Below are 19,134 nucleotides of genomic sequence, written 5' to 3' on the forward strand. Positions count from 1 at the left end.
ACTGACTATCAGTAGACGGTACGATCGGCGACATGGCCGCCCCCGCCTCCGACGACGTGCTCCGCTCCCGCCTCGGCTACCTGCTCAAACAGGCGTACCACCGGTTGGCCGAGGAAATCGGAACCGCCCTGCGGCCCTTGGGAATCGACAGCCGGGAACTGGCCATCCTGGTCCTGCTGGACGCCACCGACACCCCGCTCTCGCAGCTGGACGCGGCCCAGCGCCTGGGCATCGACCGCACCACCATGACCCAGTTCGCCGACACCCTCGAGGACAAGGGCCTGCTCGCGCGGCGGCGCAGTCCCGAGGACCGGCGCAAGAACATCGTCGAACTCACCGCCGACGGCCACGCCCGGCTGGCCGCGGCCGAACGGGTCCGGGCCGAGGCCGAGGCGAGATTCCTCGCACCGCTCGGTGACGGTGGCCCGGGCCTGATCGACACGCTGCGCACCCTGACACGCTGAACCCGGTGATGCGGTGACGGGCGCGCCGCGGGCGTCGGGCAGACTGGAGACCCGTGAGTACCCAGTTGCTTGTCGGCGGTCGTATCTACAGTTCGAGCAATCCTGACGCGACGGCCATGGCCGTCAGTGACGGGACCGTGGTGTGGGTGGGGCTGGACAAGCCGGGGCGGGCATTGCATCCGGACGCCGAGATCATCGAGCTGGACGGGGCGTTCGTGGCCCCCGGGTTCGTGGACCCGCACGTACACGTGACCGGGCTGGGGCTGACACTGACGGGACTCGATCTGGCACAGGCCCGTTCGCTGGAGGAATGTCTGCAGCTGGTGCGGGAGTTCGCCGCCGCGCACCCGGACGGGGTGATCCTCGGCGAGGGCTGGGACGAGACCACCTGGGCCGGCGGACGACCGCCGGCCCGCGAGGAGATCGACGCCGCCGCACCGGGACGCCAGGTGTATCTGGCTCGCGTGGACGCACATTCGGCGGTGGCCTCGACCGCACTGCTGGACGCGGTACCCGGAATCACCGAGGCGACCGGGTTCACCCGCGGTGAGCCGCTGCGCGCGGACGCCCACCATCGCGTGCGCGGGGCCGCGCTGGGCGCGCTGAACCGGGCACAGCGGGATGCCGCCCGGCAGGTCGCGCTGGACGCGGCGGCCGCCAATGGCGTTGTGGCCGTGCACGAATGCGCGGGACCCGAGATCTCCGGCGCCGACGACGTGCGGGAACTCCTCGAATTCGGGCACGGCGTCGAGGTGCGCGCCTACTGGGGACAGGCCGTGCGCACCGCCGACGAAGCCCGCACCCTGGTCAAGGAACTCGGCGTGCACGCCCTCGGCGGCGACCTGTTCGTGGACGGGGCGCTCGGCTCGCACACCGCGTGGCTGCGCGAACCCTATGCCGACCGCGACACCACCGGCACCTCCTACCTCGACCCCGAGGCCATCGCCGCGCACGTGCTCGCGTGCACCGAGGCCGGCATCCAGACCGGCTTCCACGTCATCGGCGACGCCGCCATGGACGCGGTCGTCGCCGGATTCGAGCGGGTCGTGGGCGAACTCGGCGGCCCGGCCGTCGCCTCCCGCGGGCACCGCCTCGAACACGCCGAGATGATGACCGCCGACCAGATCGGGAAACTCGCCGCCTGGGGCGTGATCGCCAGTGTCCAACCGGGTTTCGACGCCGCCTGGGGTGGACCGGACGGCATGTACGCCACCCGCCTCGGCGCCGGACGCGCCGCCACCCTCAACCCGTTCGCCGCCATGGCCGCCGCGGGTATCTCCCTCGCCATCGGCTCCGACGCGCCGGTCACCGCCCTGAACCCGTGGGAAGCCATCCGCGCCGCGGTCAACCACCGCACCCCGGGCCATCAGATCTCGCCGCGGGCCGCCTTCGCTGCGGCCACCCGCGGCGCCTGGCGCGCGGGTGGCGTCCGTGACGGTGTCGCCGGCACCCTCGTCCCGGGCGCCCCTGCCTCCTATGCCATCTGGGACGCTCGCGAGCTCGTCGTCGCGGCCGCCGCGGATACCGTGCAGCGCTGGTCCACCGACCCCCGCTCCCGCGTCCCCGGCCTCCCGCCCCTCACCCCGGACGCCACCCTGCCGCGCTGCCTGCGCACCGTGCACCGCGGAGTCACCATTCATGAAGCCTGAGCCCGACCCCGAGAACCGCACCGCCGCACCGTCTTCCACCGGACCGGCCACGCCGGATCCCGGACCTCGCGAGACCGACGGTCCCGGCGCCGAGGCACGGACCGGATCGGGACCATCGGCCGGCGATGCGGACACCGCCTCCAGGACCGCCGACGAGGGCCCGGATCGCGTGGCGACTGCCGGGGCCGAGCGTGACGGAGATCGCGCCGTCGGCGCGGCATCGGAAGGCGATGAGGGCGGCAGCATTTCGACGGTCGCGCGGGCCGGGGTAGCGTCCGCGCCGGAGTCCCGGCCGGGAGTGGCGGCGCGAGCGATCGCGGTGGCGACGGCACGCCCGTGGCTGACGCGGTTGCCGGCCGCGGCGGTGGCCGGGCTGCTGCTGTACGCGAGCTTCCCGCCCCGGACGCTGTGGTACCTGGCTCCGGTCGGGATCGCCGTGCTGACCCTCGCGGTGCGCGGAACCTGCCGGGCGCGTGGAGGATTCGGATTCGGGTTGGTGGCCGGGCTGGCGTTCTTCGTGCCGCTGCTGCCGTGGACCGGGATCTATGTCGGTCCGGTGCCGTGGCTCGCCCTGTCGACCGTGTGCGCCCTGTATGTCGGATTGTTCGGGCTGCTGACGCGATGGGTGGCGACGCTGCCCGGATGGCCGCTGTGGGTGGCGACCGTGTGGTCGCTGACCGAGTGGGCGCGGGCCAGCTTCCCCTTCGGCGGGTTCCCTTGGGGCAAACTGGCTTTCGGGCAGGCCGACGGGTGGTATCTGCCCTTCGCGATGGTGGGTGGCGCGCCGCTGGTGAGCTTCGCGGTGGCGCTCACCGGCACCGGGCTGGCGTGGCTTGCGGCGAGTTTGCTGCGCCGCTTCGCATCGGCCGCGGAGGAGAGCGCTGAGACGGTCGCGGCTGCCTTTGATTCTCCCAGATCGGGGGCTATCCGTCCCACATCCTGGAACCGGATTGTTGCTGCGGCAATGCTTGTGACTATAGTTCCCCTCACCGGAGTGATCCTCCGGACCGCGCTGCCCGGCCCGGAGGACGGCAACCGGCCGATCACGGTCGCCGCCATCCAGGGCAGCGTGCCGCGCCTGGGCCTGGACTTCAATGCCCAGCGCCGCGCGGTTCTCGACAATCACGTCAAGCGCACCGAGGAACTGGCCCGCGACATCGCGGCCGGCCGGGCCCCGCAACCGGACGTGGTGATCTGGCCGGAGAACTCCTCCGATATCGATCCGCTGCGCAATGCCGATGCGGCCCAGGAGATCTCGCAGGCGTCCAAGGATGTGAAGGCCCCCATCCTGGTCGGCGCGGTGCTCGTCAACGACGACCGCACCACCACCAACTCGGTCATCGTCTGGAACGGCGACGCCGGACCGGGGGAGCGGCACGACAAGAAGATCATCCAGCCCTTCGGCGAATACCTCCCGTACCGCAACTTCTTCCGGCACTTCTCCGAATACGCGGACCGCGCAGGCTATTTCGTCCCCGGTACGGGCGACGGCGTGGTGCACGCCCAGCCGTTCACCGGCGGCGCCCCGATCGCCATCGGCGTGGCCACCTGCTACGAGGTGGTCTTCGACCGCGCCTTCGAGGAGTCCGTGCGCGCCGGCGCGCAGCTGCTCGCGGTCCCGTCCAACAACGCCACCTTCGGCCGCAGCGAGATGACCTATCAGCAGCTGGCCATGTCGCGGGTGCGCGCGGTGGAACACGGGCGCGCGGTGGTGGTCTCGGTGACCACCGGCGTCAGCGCCATGATCACCGCCGACGGCGTGATCCGGCAGCAGACACCGCAATTCGAACCTGCGGCGCTGGTAGCGACGTTGCCGTTGCGGAACAATACGACATTTGCCACTCGTTTCGGCCCCGCGCCCGAGGCGATCGTGTGTATCCTGGCCGCTGCTGCCACTGCGGCAGCGCTGATCCGGCGTCGGGCTGTGCGCGCGTGACTCCGATCGACCGGATCTGATCCCGGAGGCTTTTCCGGCGTAGTACCCGCGGGCACGTGTGAGAGGGCCGTCCCGCGTCGGCGAGGCATTTTCGCCAGTTCATTGCCATGGCTTGTTGGAGTCTCCGGTCTGTCTGTGGTCGTGCGGTTTCCTTAGGCGAGTTAAGCGATCCTAGCGAGGTTTGCTATGGGGTAACTGAACTTAATCTTCGCGCCGTCAACGCCCGTTCGTTGCGGACAACTCGAGATCACCACCGATCCGCTCGGCGGGATGCTCCGAATCATAGGACGTGGATCACGTCCTACGGCTCGCGCATGCGCGCGATCGCCGGGCCATCGGGGCGGACCGTGATCGATTTTCGGGGCTCGGGGAGTTGCGTCTACAGCGGCAGAACGGAGTTTTTTGATGAGTTCATTGGCCACCGACCGTGTCGACCAATGTTCTTCTGGTGAATTCTCGGCTCAACCTTTCGCGCTCTCTCCCGCGCAGTCGGCTCTCTGGTACGCCCAGCGCATACGGCCCGACATCCCCCTCACCATCGCGCAATACGTCGAGATTCACGGCGACCTGGACGTCGGCCGCCTGCTGTACGCCATCGAGCGCTACGGCGCCGAGAGCCAAGTCGGCCACGTGCGCCTGATCGAGATCGACGGGGTGCCGCACCAGCTGGTGGACTACCACCGGCGGCCCGGCTGGGCCCGCTACGACCTGCGCGCCGAGACCGACCCGCGCGCCGCGGCCCTCGCCTGGATGAACGAGCACGCCAGCTCGCCCATCGACATCGAGCACGACCCGCTCACCACCAATGTGGTGCTGCAGGTCGGCGACTCGGACTGGATCTGGTACAGCCGCGGCCACCACATCGTCATCGACGGCTACGGCGCCATGAACGCCACCACCCGCGCCGCGGAGATCTATACGGCCCTCGAAGCCCACGACGAGCCGGCCGACTCCCGGGCCACCCCGCTGGCCACCATCTACTCCGACGAGAACCGCTACCGGGAGACCAGCCGCTTCGTCACCGACAGCGACTACTGGCGCCAGCAGCTCGACGGCGCCGGCGAACCGATCACCCTGTCCAGCAACGGAATGCTGCCCGCGGTGTCCGACGCCGGCCGCCGCAGCGCGACCGGCGTGCTCGCCGATGACGCCCAGGCCGCCGTCGAGGCCGCCGCGACTGCCTCCGGCTCCAACAGCTCCGCGCTGTTCGTGGCCGCCCTGGCCGCTTACGTGCGGGCCGTCACCGGCACCCAGGACGTGGTGCTGAGCCTGCCCGTGTCCGCGCGCACCACCGTGGCGCTACGCCGTTCCAGCGGTGTGGTCTCGAACGTGGTGCCCATCCGCGTGCAGTTCACCGACACCCACACCGTCGCCGACACCGTGCGCGCGGTCGAGCTGCAGATCACCGGCGCCCTGCGCCACCAGCGCTATCGCAGCGACGACATCCGCCGGGACTGTGGCTATTCGCGCGACGCCCGCGGTTTCTTCGGCCCCATGGTCAACCTCATGCTCTTCCACAGCGAGCTGAAGTTCGGCAGCCTGATGGGCGCCATCAACGTGCTGTCCACCGGCCCGGTGGAGGACCTGTCGATCAACCTCTACAACGGCCTCGGCGATCGCATCCACATCGACTTCGAGGCCAACCCGCGCCTCTACAGCGATGCCGAACTCGCCGCGCACCACGACCGGCTGCTGGATTATCTGGCCCGCTTCGTGTCCGCCGACCCGGAGACGCCGGTCGCCGACATGCCGGTGCTCACCGATCCGGAACGCGAACGCGTCCTGCGCGAATGGAATTCGACCCAGGTGGCCCGCCAGGAGGGCACCCTGGCCGGGCTGTTCGCCGACCGGGTCGCCGTCTCCGCCGATCAGATCGCGCTCGACTTCGAGGGCGAGACCCTCACCTACGCCGCCTTCGACGAGCGCACCAACCGGCTGGCCCGCGAACTCATCGCGCGCGGCGTGGGACCCGACGCCCTGGTCGGCCTGGCCGTCCGGCGCAGCCTCGACCTGCTGGTCGGCATGTACGCCATCGTCAAGGCGGGCGCCGCCTACCTGCCCATCGACCCCGACCACCCGGCCGACCGCATCGAGGCCATCCTCGACCAGGCCCGGCCGCTGTGCGTGCTCACCGCGTCGCGCGACAGCCTCGACATGCCCGGCACCGCACCGCGATTCGACATCGACACCGCGGATGTGTCGCGGCACCCGGGCCGCCCGGTCACCGATACCGATCGGACCGCGCCGCTGCGTCCCGACCACCTCGCGTACGTCATCTTCACCTCCGGTTCCACCGGCACGCCCAAGGGCGTCGGCGTCACCCACGCCGCCATCGTGAACCGGCTGCGCTGGATGCAGGACGCCTACCCGCTCGACTCCTCCGACGTGGTGCTGCAGAAGACCCCCGCCACCTTCGACGTCTCGGTGTGGGAGTTCTTCTGGCCCTTGCAGATCGGGGCCCGCCTGGTCATCGCCGCCCCCGACGGGCACCGCGATCCCGCGTATCTGGCCCGCGTCATCGCCGAGAAGGGCGTCACCACCGCGCATTTCGTGCCGTCCATGCTGTCGGTGTTCCTCACCGACACCGATGTGCGGGGCTGCACCGGACTGTCACGGGTCTTCTGCTCCGGTGAGGCGCTGCCCGCCGCCACCGTCGCCGATTTCCACGCCGCCCTCGGCAGCGGCGCCGACGCGCCGCAGCTACACAACCTGTACGGCCCGACCGAGGCCGCCGTCGACGTCACCGCCTGGCACTGCACTCCGGGCAGCACCGACGTCCCGATCGGCTCGCCCATCTGGAACACCCGCACCTATGTGCTGGACGCCCGGCTCCAGCCGGTCGCCCCGGGCGTCGTGGGCGAGCTGTACCTGGCCGGCGTCCAGCTGGCCCGGGGCTATGTGGGCCGAGGCGCCCTCACCGCCGACCGTTTCGTGGCCAACCCGTTCACCCCCGGCGCCCGCATGTACCGCACCGGCGACCTGGTGCGCTGGCGCGGCACCGGCACCGCGGGCGTCCTGGAATACCTGGGCCGCAGCGACTTCCAGATCAAGGTGCGCGGCCTGCGCATCGAACTCGGCGAGATCGAGGCCGTCCTGCTGGCCGACGCCCGCGTCGCGCGCGCCGTGTGCGTGGCCCGCCGCGGCCGCAGCGGGGACGAGCTCATCGCCTACGTCGTGCCGGCCCCCGGCGCGGGCGACCTCGACGTGTCCGACCTCACCGCCACGGTGCGCCGGACCCTGCCCAGCTACATGGTGCCGTCGTACCTCATGGTGCTGGACGAGCTACCGCTCAGCGCCAACGGCAAGGTGGACCGCAAGGCGCTGCCCGCACCCGATGCGGGCGCCCGCCGCCCGGCCCGGCCCGTCGCCGCCCCGCGCACCGCCATGGAACACCAGCTCACCGGCATCTTCGCCGAGGTGCTCGGCACCGACGAATTCGACGTCGAGGACAGCTTCTTCGACCTCGGCGGCAACTCGCTGACCGCCGCCCGGGCGGTCGCACGCGTGAACGCGGCCCTCGGCGCGTCGCTCACCATCCGCGATCTGTTCGAAACCTCCACCGTCACCGCGCTGGCTACCCGGCTCTCGGCCGCGGAGCCGGAGAACACCTCCCCGAAACTGGTGGCCGGGCAACGGCCGCAACAACTTCCGCTGTCGCTGGCCCAGCAGCGGCTGTGGATCCTCAACCGGTTCGCCGAGCACGCGGCGGCCTACAACATGGCCTTCGCGGTGAAACTGACCGGGCCCCTGGATATTCCGGCGCTGCGGGCCGGCCTGGTGGATGTGCTGGAACGGCACGAGAGCCTGCGCACCACCTTCCCCGACACCCCCGACGGGCCCTGCCAGCTGGTGCACCCGGCCTCGGAGATCCCGCTCACCCTCGATCCCATCGACGCCACCGGCGAGGACGCGGTCGCGCTGGCGAGCGAATTCGCCGGGTACGGCTTCGATCTGCGCAGCCAGGCCCCGGTCCGGGTGGCGCTGTACGCCATCGGGCCCGACACCCACCTGTTCCTGGTGGTGCTGCACCACATCAGCGGCGACGGCTGGTCCATCGCCCCGCTGAGCCGCGACATCATCACCGCGGTCGCCGCCCGCGCCCAGGGCGCGGCGCCGCGGTGGACGCCGCTGCCGGTGCAGTACGCGGATTTCGCACTGTGGCAACGGGAACTGCTCGGCGACGAGGCCGACCCGGCCAGCGCCCTGGCCCGGCAGCTCGCCTTCTGGCGCGCCGCGCTCGCCGACCTGCCCGACCAGCTGGACCTGCCGCTGGACCGCCCCCGACCGCGGCACCGCAGTACCGCCGGCGGCACCGTCGAGTTCGACATCTCCGCGCAGACCCGCCGGGCCCTGGCCGGGGTTGCCGCCGCACGCGGGGTCAGCACCTTCATGGTCCTGCACGCCGCGCTCGCCGCGGTGCTCGCGCGCCTGTGCAACACCACCGACATCGTGATCGGCACGCCGATCGCCGGGCGCAGCGATCCGGCGCTCGACGATCTGGTCGGCATGTTCGTCAACACCCTCGTGCTGCGCACCCGGGTGGACCCGGCCGCCGGGTTCGACCGCATGCTCGCCGAGGTCCGCGAAACCGACCTCAATGCCTTCGCCAATGCCGACGTGCCGTTCGAGCGACTCGTCGAGGTGGTCAATCCCGAGCGCTCCGCCGCCCGGCACCCCCTGTTCCAGGTGATGCTGTCCTACGACAGCAACCCCGAGCTGGATGTCGACCTGCCCGGCGTGGAGACCGAGGTGGTGCCCCTGGCCACCGACGTCGCCAAGTTCGATCTGCAGCTGACCGTCCAGGAACCGGCCGGAGTCCCCGCCGAGGCCGCCGGACTCATCGCCGAATTCGGTTATGCCGCCGACGTTTTCGACCGGACCACGGTGGAGGCCATCGCGCGGCGCTTCGGCGCGCTCCTGGCCGCCGCGGTCGCCGACCCGTCCACCCCGGTCGGCGACCTGCCGCTGCTGGACGTCCGGGAGATCGCGAAGCTGGTGCCCATCGTCGGTTCCCCCGCCGTGCCCAGCATCACCCTGGCCCGGCTGCTCAGCGACACCGCCGAGCGGGTGCCCGACGCGGTCGCGGTCCGCTACCTGGGCGTCGACACCACCTACCGGGAGCTCGACGAACGCTCGAACCGCCTGGCGCGGGTGCTGATCGAGCACGGCGCGGGCCCGGAGGTGGTGGTGGCGATCGCGCTGCCGCGCAGCCTGGAGAGCATCCTCGCGGTGTGGGCGGTGGCCAAGACCGGTGCCGCGTACGTGCCCGTCGACCCCGACTATCCGGCCGACCGCATCGCCCACATGCTCGCCGATTCCGGCGCCATGCTCGGCATCACCAATGCCGAACGGCGCGAGAACATGCCGACCACCTGGCCCGGCAACCGGGGCCGTCACCGCAAGAGCTACGTCGACTGGCTGCTGCTCGGCTCCGAGCAGCTCACGCAGGAATGCGCGCAGTTCCCCGACACCCCGGTCACCGACGCGGACCGGCACCACCCGCTGCGCATCGGCGGCCCGGCCTACCTGATCTACACCTCCGGTTCCACCGGCAAGCCCAAGGCCGTGGTCGTCACCAATGCGGGCATCGCCTCGCTGGCGCACGAGCAGATGCACCTGTTCAAGGTCACCGATTCGGCTCGCACCCTGCACTTCTCGTCGCCCAGCTTCGATGCGTCGGTGCTGGAGCTGCTGCTCGGTTTCGCGGCCGGGGCCACCATCGTGGTGGTGCCCGCGGGCGTCTTCGGCGGCGCCGAGCTGGCTCGCATCCTGCGCGAGGAGCACGTGACGCACGCCTTCGTCACGCCCGCGGCCCTCGCTACCGTGCCCGCCGCCGACCTGCCGGAGCTGGAGGCCGTCATCGTCGGCGGCGAGGCCTGCCCCGAGGACCTCGTCGAGGTCTGGACCGCACCGGATTCCCGGCCCGGCCGCCCGGCGCGGCGCATGCACAACATGTACGGCCCCTCCGAGGCCACCGTGGCCGCCACCGCCACCGGGCCCATGCTCGCGGGGCAGCCGGTGCCGATCGGCGGGCCCGTGCGCGGTATGCGGCTGTTCGTGCTCGACGGCCGCCTGCACCCGGTGCCGCCGGGCGTGGCGGGCGAGCTGTACCTGTCCGGTCCCGGCCTGGCCCGCGGCTACCTGGGCCGGCACGGCCTGACCGCGCAACAATTCCCGGCCAACCCGCACGGGCGACGCGGTGAACGCATGTACCGCACCGGCGATCTCGTGGTCGCCGACCGCGCGGGACAACTACGCTTCCTGGGCCGGGCCGACGACCAGATCAAGATCCGCGGCTTCCGCATCGAACTGCGCGAGATCGACCACGTGCTGGCCGCGCATCCGGGAGTCACCTTCGCGCTCACCGTCGTTCACCACGACGAGCGCGGAATCCCGCGTCTGGTGGCCTATCTCACCGCCGACACCGACATCGACCCGGCCGCGGTGCTCGAGACCGCGCGCGGACGGCTGCCGGGTTACATGGTGCCCGCCGCGCTCACCGTGCTCGACGCCGTACCGGTCTCCCCGACCGGCAAGCTGGACCGCAAGGCGCTGCCCGCACCGGAGTTCGTGGCCGCCGCGCCCACCCGCGCCCCGGAAACCGAACTGGAGCAACAGGTCGCGCTGATCTTCGGCAGTGTGCTGGGCGGCCTCATGCCGGGTGCGGACGACAACTTCTTCGAGATCGGCGGCAACTCGCTGCTGGCCACCCGCCTGACCTCGGCCCTGCACAGCGAGTTCGGGGTGGAGCTGCCGGTGCGCGACATCTTCGAGCTGCCGACGGTGGCCGGGGTGGCCGCACGGCTGGCGGAAGCGCCCCGGGCCGAGCGGGTAGCGCTGGCTGTGCATACGCCGCGCCCGGAGCGCGTGCCACTGTCGTTGCCGCAGCAGCGACTGTGGTTCCTCAACAGATATTCCCCCGAATCCAGCGCTTACAACATCGCATTCGTGCTGCGGATCGATGGCGATCCGGACATCGACGCGTTGCGGGCGGCGCTGGCCGACGTGGCGGAGCGCCACGAGGTGCTGCGCACCGTCTTCCCGGAGGACGCCCAGGGCGCCTACCAGGTCGTGCTGGACACCGCACGGTGCCTGCCGGTCCTGGACGTGGTCGAGACCGACGAGGTCGGCGCGCGCCACGCCCTGCGCTCGCTGGCGCGGCGCGGCTTCGACCTGACCCGCGAGATCCCGCTGCGAATGACCTTGCTGCGCACCGGAACCCGCCGGCACCTGCTCGGCATCGCGCTGCACCACATCGCCGCCGACGGCTGGTCGCTGGGCCCGCTGACCCGAGACCTGGCCATCGCCTACACCGCCCGCCACGGTGGTGCGGCCCCCACCTGGACGCCGCTGCCGGTGCAGTACGCCGACTTCAGCCTGTGGCAGCGCGCGATTCTCGGCACGGAGGACGACGCCGAGAGCGCCGCCGCCACCCAGCTGGCCTACTGGCGTGACGCGCTGGCCGAGCTGCCCGGGGAACTGCCGCTGCCCTACGACCGGCCCCGCCCGGCCGAACCCACCCACCGGGCCGGATCGGTGCGGTTCGAGGTGCCCGAAGCCGTGCAGCGCAGGCTCGCCGAGGTCGCCCGGGCACACGGCGTCAGCGTGTTCATGGTGATGCGCTCCACGCTCGCCGTGCTGCTGCGCGTGGTCACGGGCGGCCGTGACGTGATCGTCGGCACCCCGGTGGCCGGGCGCACCGACACCCGCCTCGACGATCTGGTCGGCATGTTCGTCAACACGCTGATCCTGCGCTCGGATGTGGACCCCGACCGCAGCTTCGCCGAACTGCTGCAGGCCGACCGCGACACCGAACTGGCCGCCATGGCGCACGCCGAGGTGCCCTACGAGCGGGTCGTGGAGGAACTGCAGTCCGCGGATGCCGGGCAGCGCCGCTACGGCGCGAGCCCGCTGCTGCAGGTCGCGCTGACCGTGCAGGACACCCCGGTGCCCGCGCTGCGGCTGCCCGGATTGTCGCTGCAGGCCGAGGAACTCGATATCGCGCTGGCCAAGTTCGATCTGGAGCTGCGGGTGCTGCCCGGCGCGGGCGAGGACCAGCGGGCCTTCGAATTCGTCTACGCCGCCGAGCTTTTTGACCAGTCGACGGTCGGCATCCTGGCCGAGCGCCTGGTCAAGGTGTTCGGCGCCGTCACCACCGACGCGCACGTGCGCATCCGTGACATCGACGCGCGCACCGAACTCGAGCACGACATGCTCACCCCGGCCTGGGGCCCCACACCGGAGCCCCAGTGCAGCCTGGCGGCCTATTTCGCGGCCACCGCGCACCTCCACGCCGACCGGGTGTTCCTGCGGCTCGACGACACCGAGCTCACCTACCTGGAATCCGACGTGTATTCGAACCGCTTGGCGCGGGCCCTGATCCACCGCGGCCTGGGCCCGGGTGACCGGGTCGCGCTGGGCCTGACCCGGTCGGTGGAGTCGGTGCTGACGGCGCTGGCCGTCACCAAGTGCGGCGCGGCGTTCGTGCCGGTGGACCCCAACTATCCGGCGGACCGGGTGCAGCACATGCTCGCCGACGCCGGCTGCCGGGTGGGTGTCAGCATGACCGAGCACGCCGACCGGCTCCACGCCGCCGGCAGCGCCGACAGCGTGGAGTGGCTGCTGCTCGACGACGCCGTACTGCTCGACGAGCTCGAGGTCCTCGACGACGGGCCCATCACCGATGCCGAGCGCACCGGCACCCTGTGGACCACGGATCTGGCGTACATCATCTACACCTCCGGCTCGACCGGAAAACCCAAGGGCGTGGCCGTCACCCACGGCGGCCTGTCCAATTTCGCCGACGAGGTCCGTGAGCGCGCGCGGGTCGACCGGGACTCGCGGACCATGCACTTCTCGTCCCCGAGCTTCGACGCCTCCGTCTACGACCTGCTGTTCGCGATCTGCGCGGGCGCGACCATGGTCATCGTCCCGCCCGACGTGTACGGCGGCGACGAACTGGCCGAGCTCATGGAACGCGAACAGGTCAGCCACACCTTCATGACCCCGGCCGCGCTGGCGACCATCGACCGGGACCGCTGGCCGCTACCGCACCTGCGCGCGATCATGGTCGGCGGCGAGGCCGTGGGACCGGAACTGGTGGCGCGCTGGGCCCCCGGCCGCCTGATGTTCAACGTGTACGGCCCGACGGAGACCACCATCGTGGTCACCATCTCCTCGCCGCTGCGGGTCGGCGAGCCCATCACCATCGGCAACCTGGTCCGTGGCGCCCGCGCCGTGGTCCTGGACGAGCGCCTGCGCCCGGTCCCGGTCGGCGTGCCCGGCGAGCTGTACATCGGCGGACAGGGTTGTGCGCGCGGCTATTTCGAGCGGTTCGAGCTCACCGCCTCCCGGTTCGTCGCGGATCCGTACGGCCCGGAGGGCTCGCGCCTCTACCGCACCGGCGATGTGGTGCGCTGGACCCGCGACGGTGACATCGTCTACCTGGGCCGCAGCGACCACCAGGTGAAGCTGCGCGGATTCCGTATCGAGCTGGGCGAGATCGACGGCGTGCTCACCGCCCACCGCGCGATCCGCTTCTCCCACACCGAGGTTCGCGAGATCGCGGGCGCGCGCCGCATCGTGTCGTTCGTGCTGCCCGTGGACCACGCCGCCGCACCCGATCTCGAGGAGCTGCGCGCGCACTGCGCCGAGCACCTGCCGGCGCACATGGTGCCCAGCGCCCTCGCCCTGCTCGACCACATTCCGCTCACCCCGGTCGGCAAGCTCGACCGCGAGGCGCTGCCGCAGCCCACGGCCGTCGTCGCCGGGGTCTCGCGGGAACCGGAGACCGACACCGAACGCCTGGTCGCCGAGGTGATGGGGGAGCTGGTCGGCGCCGAGGCCCTGGGCGCGGACGACAGCTTCTTCGAGGTCGGCGGAAACTCGCTGCTGGCCACCCAATTGGTGGCCCGGCTGGCCACCGTCACCGGGGTGCGGGTGGAGGTGCGGTCGGTCTTCGCCGCGCCCACCGTGGCCGGACTCGCCGCGGCCCTGGACGCCGGATCCTCCTCGGCGGATCTGCGGCCGGAACCGCGCCGGCGCACCCGGCCCGCGCGGATCCCGCTCTCCGCGGCCCAGCGGCGGCTGTGGTTCCTGGAGAAGTTCAACGCCGGCGAGCACGGAGAAGCGCTGGGCGCCTATAACGTCCCGGTCGCCCTGCGCCTGCACGGTGAGCTGGACATCCCGGCACTGCGCGCGGCCCTGCACGCCGTGCAGGACCGTCACGAGACCCTGCGCACCGTCTTCCCGGAGATCGACGGCGAACCCTGCCAGCGGATCCTGGAGCCGGGCGAGGGGGCGGTCGGGCTGCCGGTGCGGACGGTCGCCGCGGACGAGGTGCCCGGCGAGATCCGCCGCATCACCGCCGGCGGTTTCGACCTGGCCACCAGCGTGCCGGTGCGCGCGGCCCTGCTGCGCCTGACCGGCAGCAAGACCGAACACGTGCTGGTGCTGGTCGTGCACCACATCGCCATGGACGGCTGGTCGCTGCAGCCGCTGGCCGCCGATGTGGCCGCCGCCTACCGGGCGCACACCGGCAAGCAGACCCCGGAATGGCCCGAACTGCCCATCCAGTACGCCGATTACACGCTGTGGCAGCAGGATGTGCTGGGGCGCGAGGACGATCCGGACTCGGTGATCAGCCGCCAGCTCGACTACTGGCGGCGCGCCCTCGACGGCATCCCGGAACGGCTCTCCGTGCCCGCCGACCGGCCGCGGCCGCCGGTGCCGACCTACCGGGGCGGCACGGTGGAGTGCAAGCTCGACGCCTTCACCCACCGCGAATTGCAGGCGCTGGCAGCCGAACACGGCGTCACCATGTTCATGGTGCTGCACGCGGCACTCGTCGCACTGCTGCATCGCCTGACGCACGACGACGACATCACGGTCGGCACACCTATTGCGGGCCGCGGACATCCGGCGCTGGACCGCCTGGTGGGCATGTTCGTCGGCACCCTGGTGCTGCGCACCCACATCGACGGCGGCGCCGCGTTCGGGGACCTGCTACGTGCGGTCCGCGACACCGATCTGGAGGCCTTCGCCCACGCCGATGTACCGTTCGAGCGCCTGGTCGAGGTGCTGAATCCGGTGCGCTCCCAGGCGCATCACCCGATGTTCCAGGTCATGCTGTCGGTGCAGAACCAGGCCGCGCGGGTGCTGGAGCTGCCGGCCATGCGCATCGAGGCCGACGACGCCGACCCGGGCATCGCCAAGTTCGACCTGCAGTTCACCCTCACCGAATCCTGGACGCCGCGCCGCGAACCCGACGGCATCACGGTATCGGTGAACTACGCCTCCGACCTGTTCGAGGCGGCGACCGCGCAGCGGCTGGCACAGCGGTTCGTGCGGCTGCTGGCCGCGGCCGCCGCGCATCCGGCCACCGCCGTGGGCGATCTGGACGTGCTGGACTCGGCCGAATGGTCGGCGCTGGCGCCGGTCCGCGGCACCGAGCCCGGTCTGCCCATCACCTTCCCGGAGGTGTTCGAGGCCGCGGCCAACCTCAACCGGTCGGCCATCGCGGTCCGCTCGGACGGCACCCAGATCTCCTACGACGCTCTGGACCGCTGGACCAACCGGCTGGCGCGGGTGCTCATCGGCTACGGAGTGGGCCCGGAAACCCTGGTCGCCATGGGGATTCCGCGTTCGGCCGAATCGGTGGCGGTGATGCTGGCCATCGCCAAGGCCGGTGGCGCGTTCGTGCCCGTCGACCCGAACTACCCGGAGCAGCGCATCAGCCACATGCTGCTGGATTCCGGTGCGGCCGTGGGCATCACGGTGTCCGGCTATCGGGAGCGCATGCCCGACGCGGCCAACTGGACGATGCTGGACGCGCCGTCGTTCCGGCGCCGGGTGCTCGCCACCTCCGACGCGCCGATCCGCGACGCCGAACGCATCGTGCCGCTGCGCATGCACAACCCGGCCTACGTCATCTACACCTCCGGCTCCACGGGCATCCCCAAGGGCGTGGTCGTCACCCACGGCGGCCTGTCCAACTTCGCCGCCGAAACCGCGCAGCGCTTCGACGTCGGTCCCGATTGCCGGGTCCTGCACTTCGCCACACCGAGTTTCGACGCCGCCATGCTGGACCTGCTGCTCGCGCTCGGCGGGGCCGCCACCCTGGTGATCAGCCCGCAGGGCGTGGTCGGCGGGCAGGAACTGGGGCAGGTGTTCATCGAGGAGGGCATCACCCACGCCTTCATCACCACCTCGGCGCTGGGCACCGTCGATCCGGCCGGCGTGACCGCGCTGCGGCACGTGCTGGTCGGCGGTGAGGCGCTGCCCCCGGACCTGGTCAGCCGGTGGGCCCCGGGCCGCAGGCTCTACAACGTGTACGGGCCGACGGAGACCACCATCGTCACGGTGATCTCGCACCCCATGACGCCCGGCGGGCAGATCACCATCGGCGGACCCATCCGCGGGGTCGGCGCAAGCGTGCTCGACGCGCGCCTGCACCCGGCCCCGGCCGGGGTCACCGGTGAACTGCACCTGGCCGGCGCGGCGCTGGCGCGCGGGTACCTGCGCCGCCCGGGCCTGACCGCACAGCGGTTCGTGGCCAACCCGTTCGGCAAGCCCGGTGAGCGCATGTACCGCACCGGCGACCTGGTCCGCTGGCTCGAAAGCGAGGGCGGCGCACGGGATCTGGAATACGTCGGCCGCACCGACCACCAGGTCAAGATCCGCGGCTTCCGCATCGAACTCGGCGAGATCGACACGGCGCTGGCCAAGCACCCGGAGGTGGAGTTCGCCACCACCATCGGGCACCGCACCCCGGCCGGCTCCACCGCGCTGGTGTCGTATGTGAAGCCGCGCACCGGAACCGCGCCCACCACCGCCGAGCTGACCGCGCACGTGGCCGAGCTGGTGCCCAACTACATGGTCCCGCAGTCGATCATGCTGCTGGACCGGGTGCCGCTGTCCCCGGTCGGCAAGCTCGACCGGAAGGCGTTGCCGGAACCGGTGTTCGCGGCCCGCGAGGGCTACCGGGCCCCCGCCACCGCGCTGGAGGAGGCGCTGTGCGCCGCCTTCGCCGACGTGCTGGGCGTCGAACAGGTCGGCGCCGACGACGGGTTCTTCGAGCTCGGCGGCAACTCGCTGCTGGCCACCAAGGTGGTGGCCCAGCTGCGGGCTGGCGGCATCGACCTGCCGGTGCAGGCCATGTTCGGCGAGTCCACCCCGGCCGCCATCGCCGGGCGGCTCGCCGCCGCCGAGGGCGACGCGGGCGCCGCGCTGACCGCGGCCCTGGGTGCGGTGCTGCCGCTGCGTGCGGTCGCCGATTCCGGTGTGCCGCCGCTGTTCTGCGTGCATCCGGCCATCGGCCTGTCCTGGTGCTTCGCCGGGCTGCTGTCGCATCTGCCGCCGGAGCGGCCCGTGTACGGCCTGCAGGCCCCGCACGTGGCCGGGGAGGCTGGTCACCGCACCATCGCCGAGGCCGCGAAACACTATGTGGCGCACATGAAGTCGGTACAGCCCACCGGCCCCTACCAGGTGCTGGGCTGGTCGCTGGGCGGGCTCATCGCCCACGAGATCGCCGTGCAGTTGCAGGAGGCCGGTGACGAGGTCGCGTTGCTGGCGATGATGGACAGCTACCAGCTGTCGGACCGGTGGCTCGAGGACGCGGTGCCGTCGGTGGCGGCCGTGGTCGCCGAATTCGGTTCCGACCTGCTCGGCGGTGACGCCGACATCGATTCGCGCCTGACGCTCACCGAGGCGGCCGAACTGCTCCGCGGGCGATCCGGGCCGTTCGCGGCACTCACCGTCGAGCACTTGGAACGGCTCTATACCGGATACGAGAACGGCGCGGCGCAGGCGCACGGGTTCCGGCCCCGCGTCTTCGACGGTGATCTGCTGTTCTTCACCGCCGCCGACGACGAGATCAACCGGGCCGACCCGGACCGCTGTGCCGCGGCCTGGCAGCCCTACGTCACCGGTGCGGTGCACGACCAGCTGGTGCGCTGCACGCACGCCGGCATGACAACGCCCGAATCCCTCGCCGTCATCGGGCCGGTGTTGCGGGATCAGCTGGCAGCCATCCGAGCCCGGCGGGAGGGTATGCGATGAGTCTGGCCGTGGAAGTCCAAGGGCTGGTGAAGTATTACGGCAAGGTGCGGGTGCTGGACGGTATCGATCTCGAGATCCCGTCCGGCACGGTGATGGGCCTGCTCGGGCCCAACGGCGCGGGCAAGACCACCACGGTCCGCATCGTCACCACCCTGCTTCGCCCGAGCGCGGGCTCGGTGCACGTCGCGGGAGTGGACGTGCTGAAGCATCCGGCCCGCGTTCGCACCCGGATCGGCCTGTCGGGCCAGTACGCGGCCATCGACGCCAACCTGTCCGGATTCGAGAACCTGCGCATGGTGGCCCGGCTGTACGGCATGAACCACAAGCGGGCCGCCGAACGCGCCACCGAACTGCTCACCGCCCTCGGCCTCGACCACGCGGCCGGGCGGCGGGCGGGCACCTACTCCGGCGGTATGGCCCGCCGGCTGGACCTGGCGGGGGCGCTGGTGTGCCGGCCCCCGGTGGTCGTGCTGGACGAGCCGACCACCGGCCTGGATCCGCGCGGTCGCCTCGACATGTGGCGTGTCATCGGCGAACTCGTCGACGACGGCACCACTGTGCTGCTCACCACCCAGTACCTGGAGGAGGCCGACCTCCTCGCCGACCGCATCACCGTCATCGACCGCGGGCGGGTGATCGCCCGCGGGTCGGCCGACGAACTGAAGACCTCCATCGGCGGCGACAAGCTCACGGTCACCCTCGCGCCCGGCCAGGATCCCGCGCCCGCACAGCAGGTGCTGGGTGAGGTGGGCGTCGGCGAAGCCGAATTCGACGAGGGCTCCGACACGGTCACCGTGGTCGTCGGCGACGGCAGCCGCACCATGGTGGAGGCGCTGCGCCGCCTCGACGACGCCGGGGTGCACGTGGTCGACGCGGTCGTGGACCGGCCCACCCTCGACGACGTATTCCTTTCCCTCACCGGCAAATCCGGCGAACGCAAGCCGGACGTCCCCGCCCCCGAGTCCGTCCAAGAGGAGATCCTGTCGTGACGACCCTCCCCGCCGAACCGGAAGCTCCCGCGCCGCCC

Annotated in this window: 5 protein-coding genes; all 5 read left to right on the forward strand. The window is 71.5% G+C overall.

All coding sequences use genetic code 11. The features are described from left to right. Positions 1-32 precede the first annotated feature (32 nt). Complete coding sequence (locus ACFXKA_RS09805) at positions 33-464, forward strand: MarR family winged helix-turn-helix transcriptional regulator (protein WP_379426843.1); 432 nt, start codon at positions 33-35, stop codon at positions 462-464. Positions 465-517: 53 nt separating this feature from the next. Next, positions 518-2,113 carry an amidohydrolase gene (locus ACFXKA_RS09810; RefSeq protein WP_379426844.1) on the forward strand — a complete coding sequence of 532 codons (1,596 nt, stop codon included), beginning with the start codon at positions 518-520 and terminating at the stop codon, positions 2,111-2,113. Next, positions 2,103-4,049 (forward strand): apolipoprotein N-acyltransferase, encoded by a 1,947-nt coding sequence (lnt, locus tag ACFXKA_RS09815; protein ID WP_379426845.1) that lies wholly within the window; start codon positions 2,103-2,105, stop codon positions 4,047-4,049. The genes ACFXKA_RS09810 and lnt overlap by 11 nt, the downstream gene beginning before the upstream one ends. A 405-nt stretch (positions 4,050-4,454) precedes the next feature. Further along, on the forward strand, positions 4,455-18,107 hold the full coding sequence (locus ACFXKA_RS09820) for an amino acid adenylation domain-containing protein (RefSeq protein ID WP_379426846.1): 13,653 nt from the start codon (positions 4,455-4,457) through the stop codon (positions 18,105-18,107). Continuing rightward, the gene (locus ACFXKA_RS09825; RefSeq protein ID WP_379426847.1) at positions 18,104-19,096 is read left to right on the forward strand and encodes an ATP-binding cassette domain-containing protein; all 993 of its coding nucleotides are present in this window, start codon (positions 18,104-18,106) and stop codon (positions 19,094-19,096) included. The genes ACFXKA_RS09820 and ACFXKA_RS09825 overlap by 4 nt, the downstream gene beginning before the upstream one ends. Positions 19,097-19,134 lie beyond the last annotated feature (38 nt).

The organism is Nocardia sp. NPDC059228 (assembly GCF_042754245.1).
GTDB lineage: Bacteria > Actinomycetota > Actinomycetes > Mycobacteriales > Mycobacteriaceae > Nocardia.

Bases quoted from the DNA above. Each gene is read 5' to 3' on its own strand.
- ACFXKA_RS09805 (WP_379426843.1), top strand. From the start codon at position 33: ATGGCCGCCCCCGCCTCCGACGACGTGCTCCGCTCCCGCCTCGGCTAC.
- ACFXKA_RS09820 (WP_379426846.1), top strand. From the start codon at position 4,455: ATGAGTTCATTGGCCACCGACCGTGTCGACCAATGTTCTTCTGGTGAA.
- lnt (WP_379426845.1), top strand. From the start codon at position 2,103: ATGAAGCCTGAGCCCGACCCCGAGAACCGCACCGCCGCACCGTCTTCC.
- ACFXKA_RS09825 (WP_379426847.1), top strand. From the start codon at position 18,104: ATGAGTCTGGCCGTGGAAGTCCAAGGGCTGGTGAAGTATTACGGCAAG.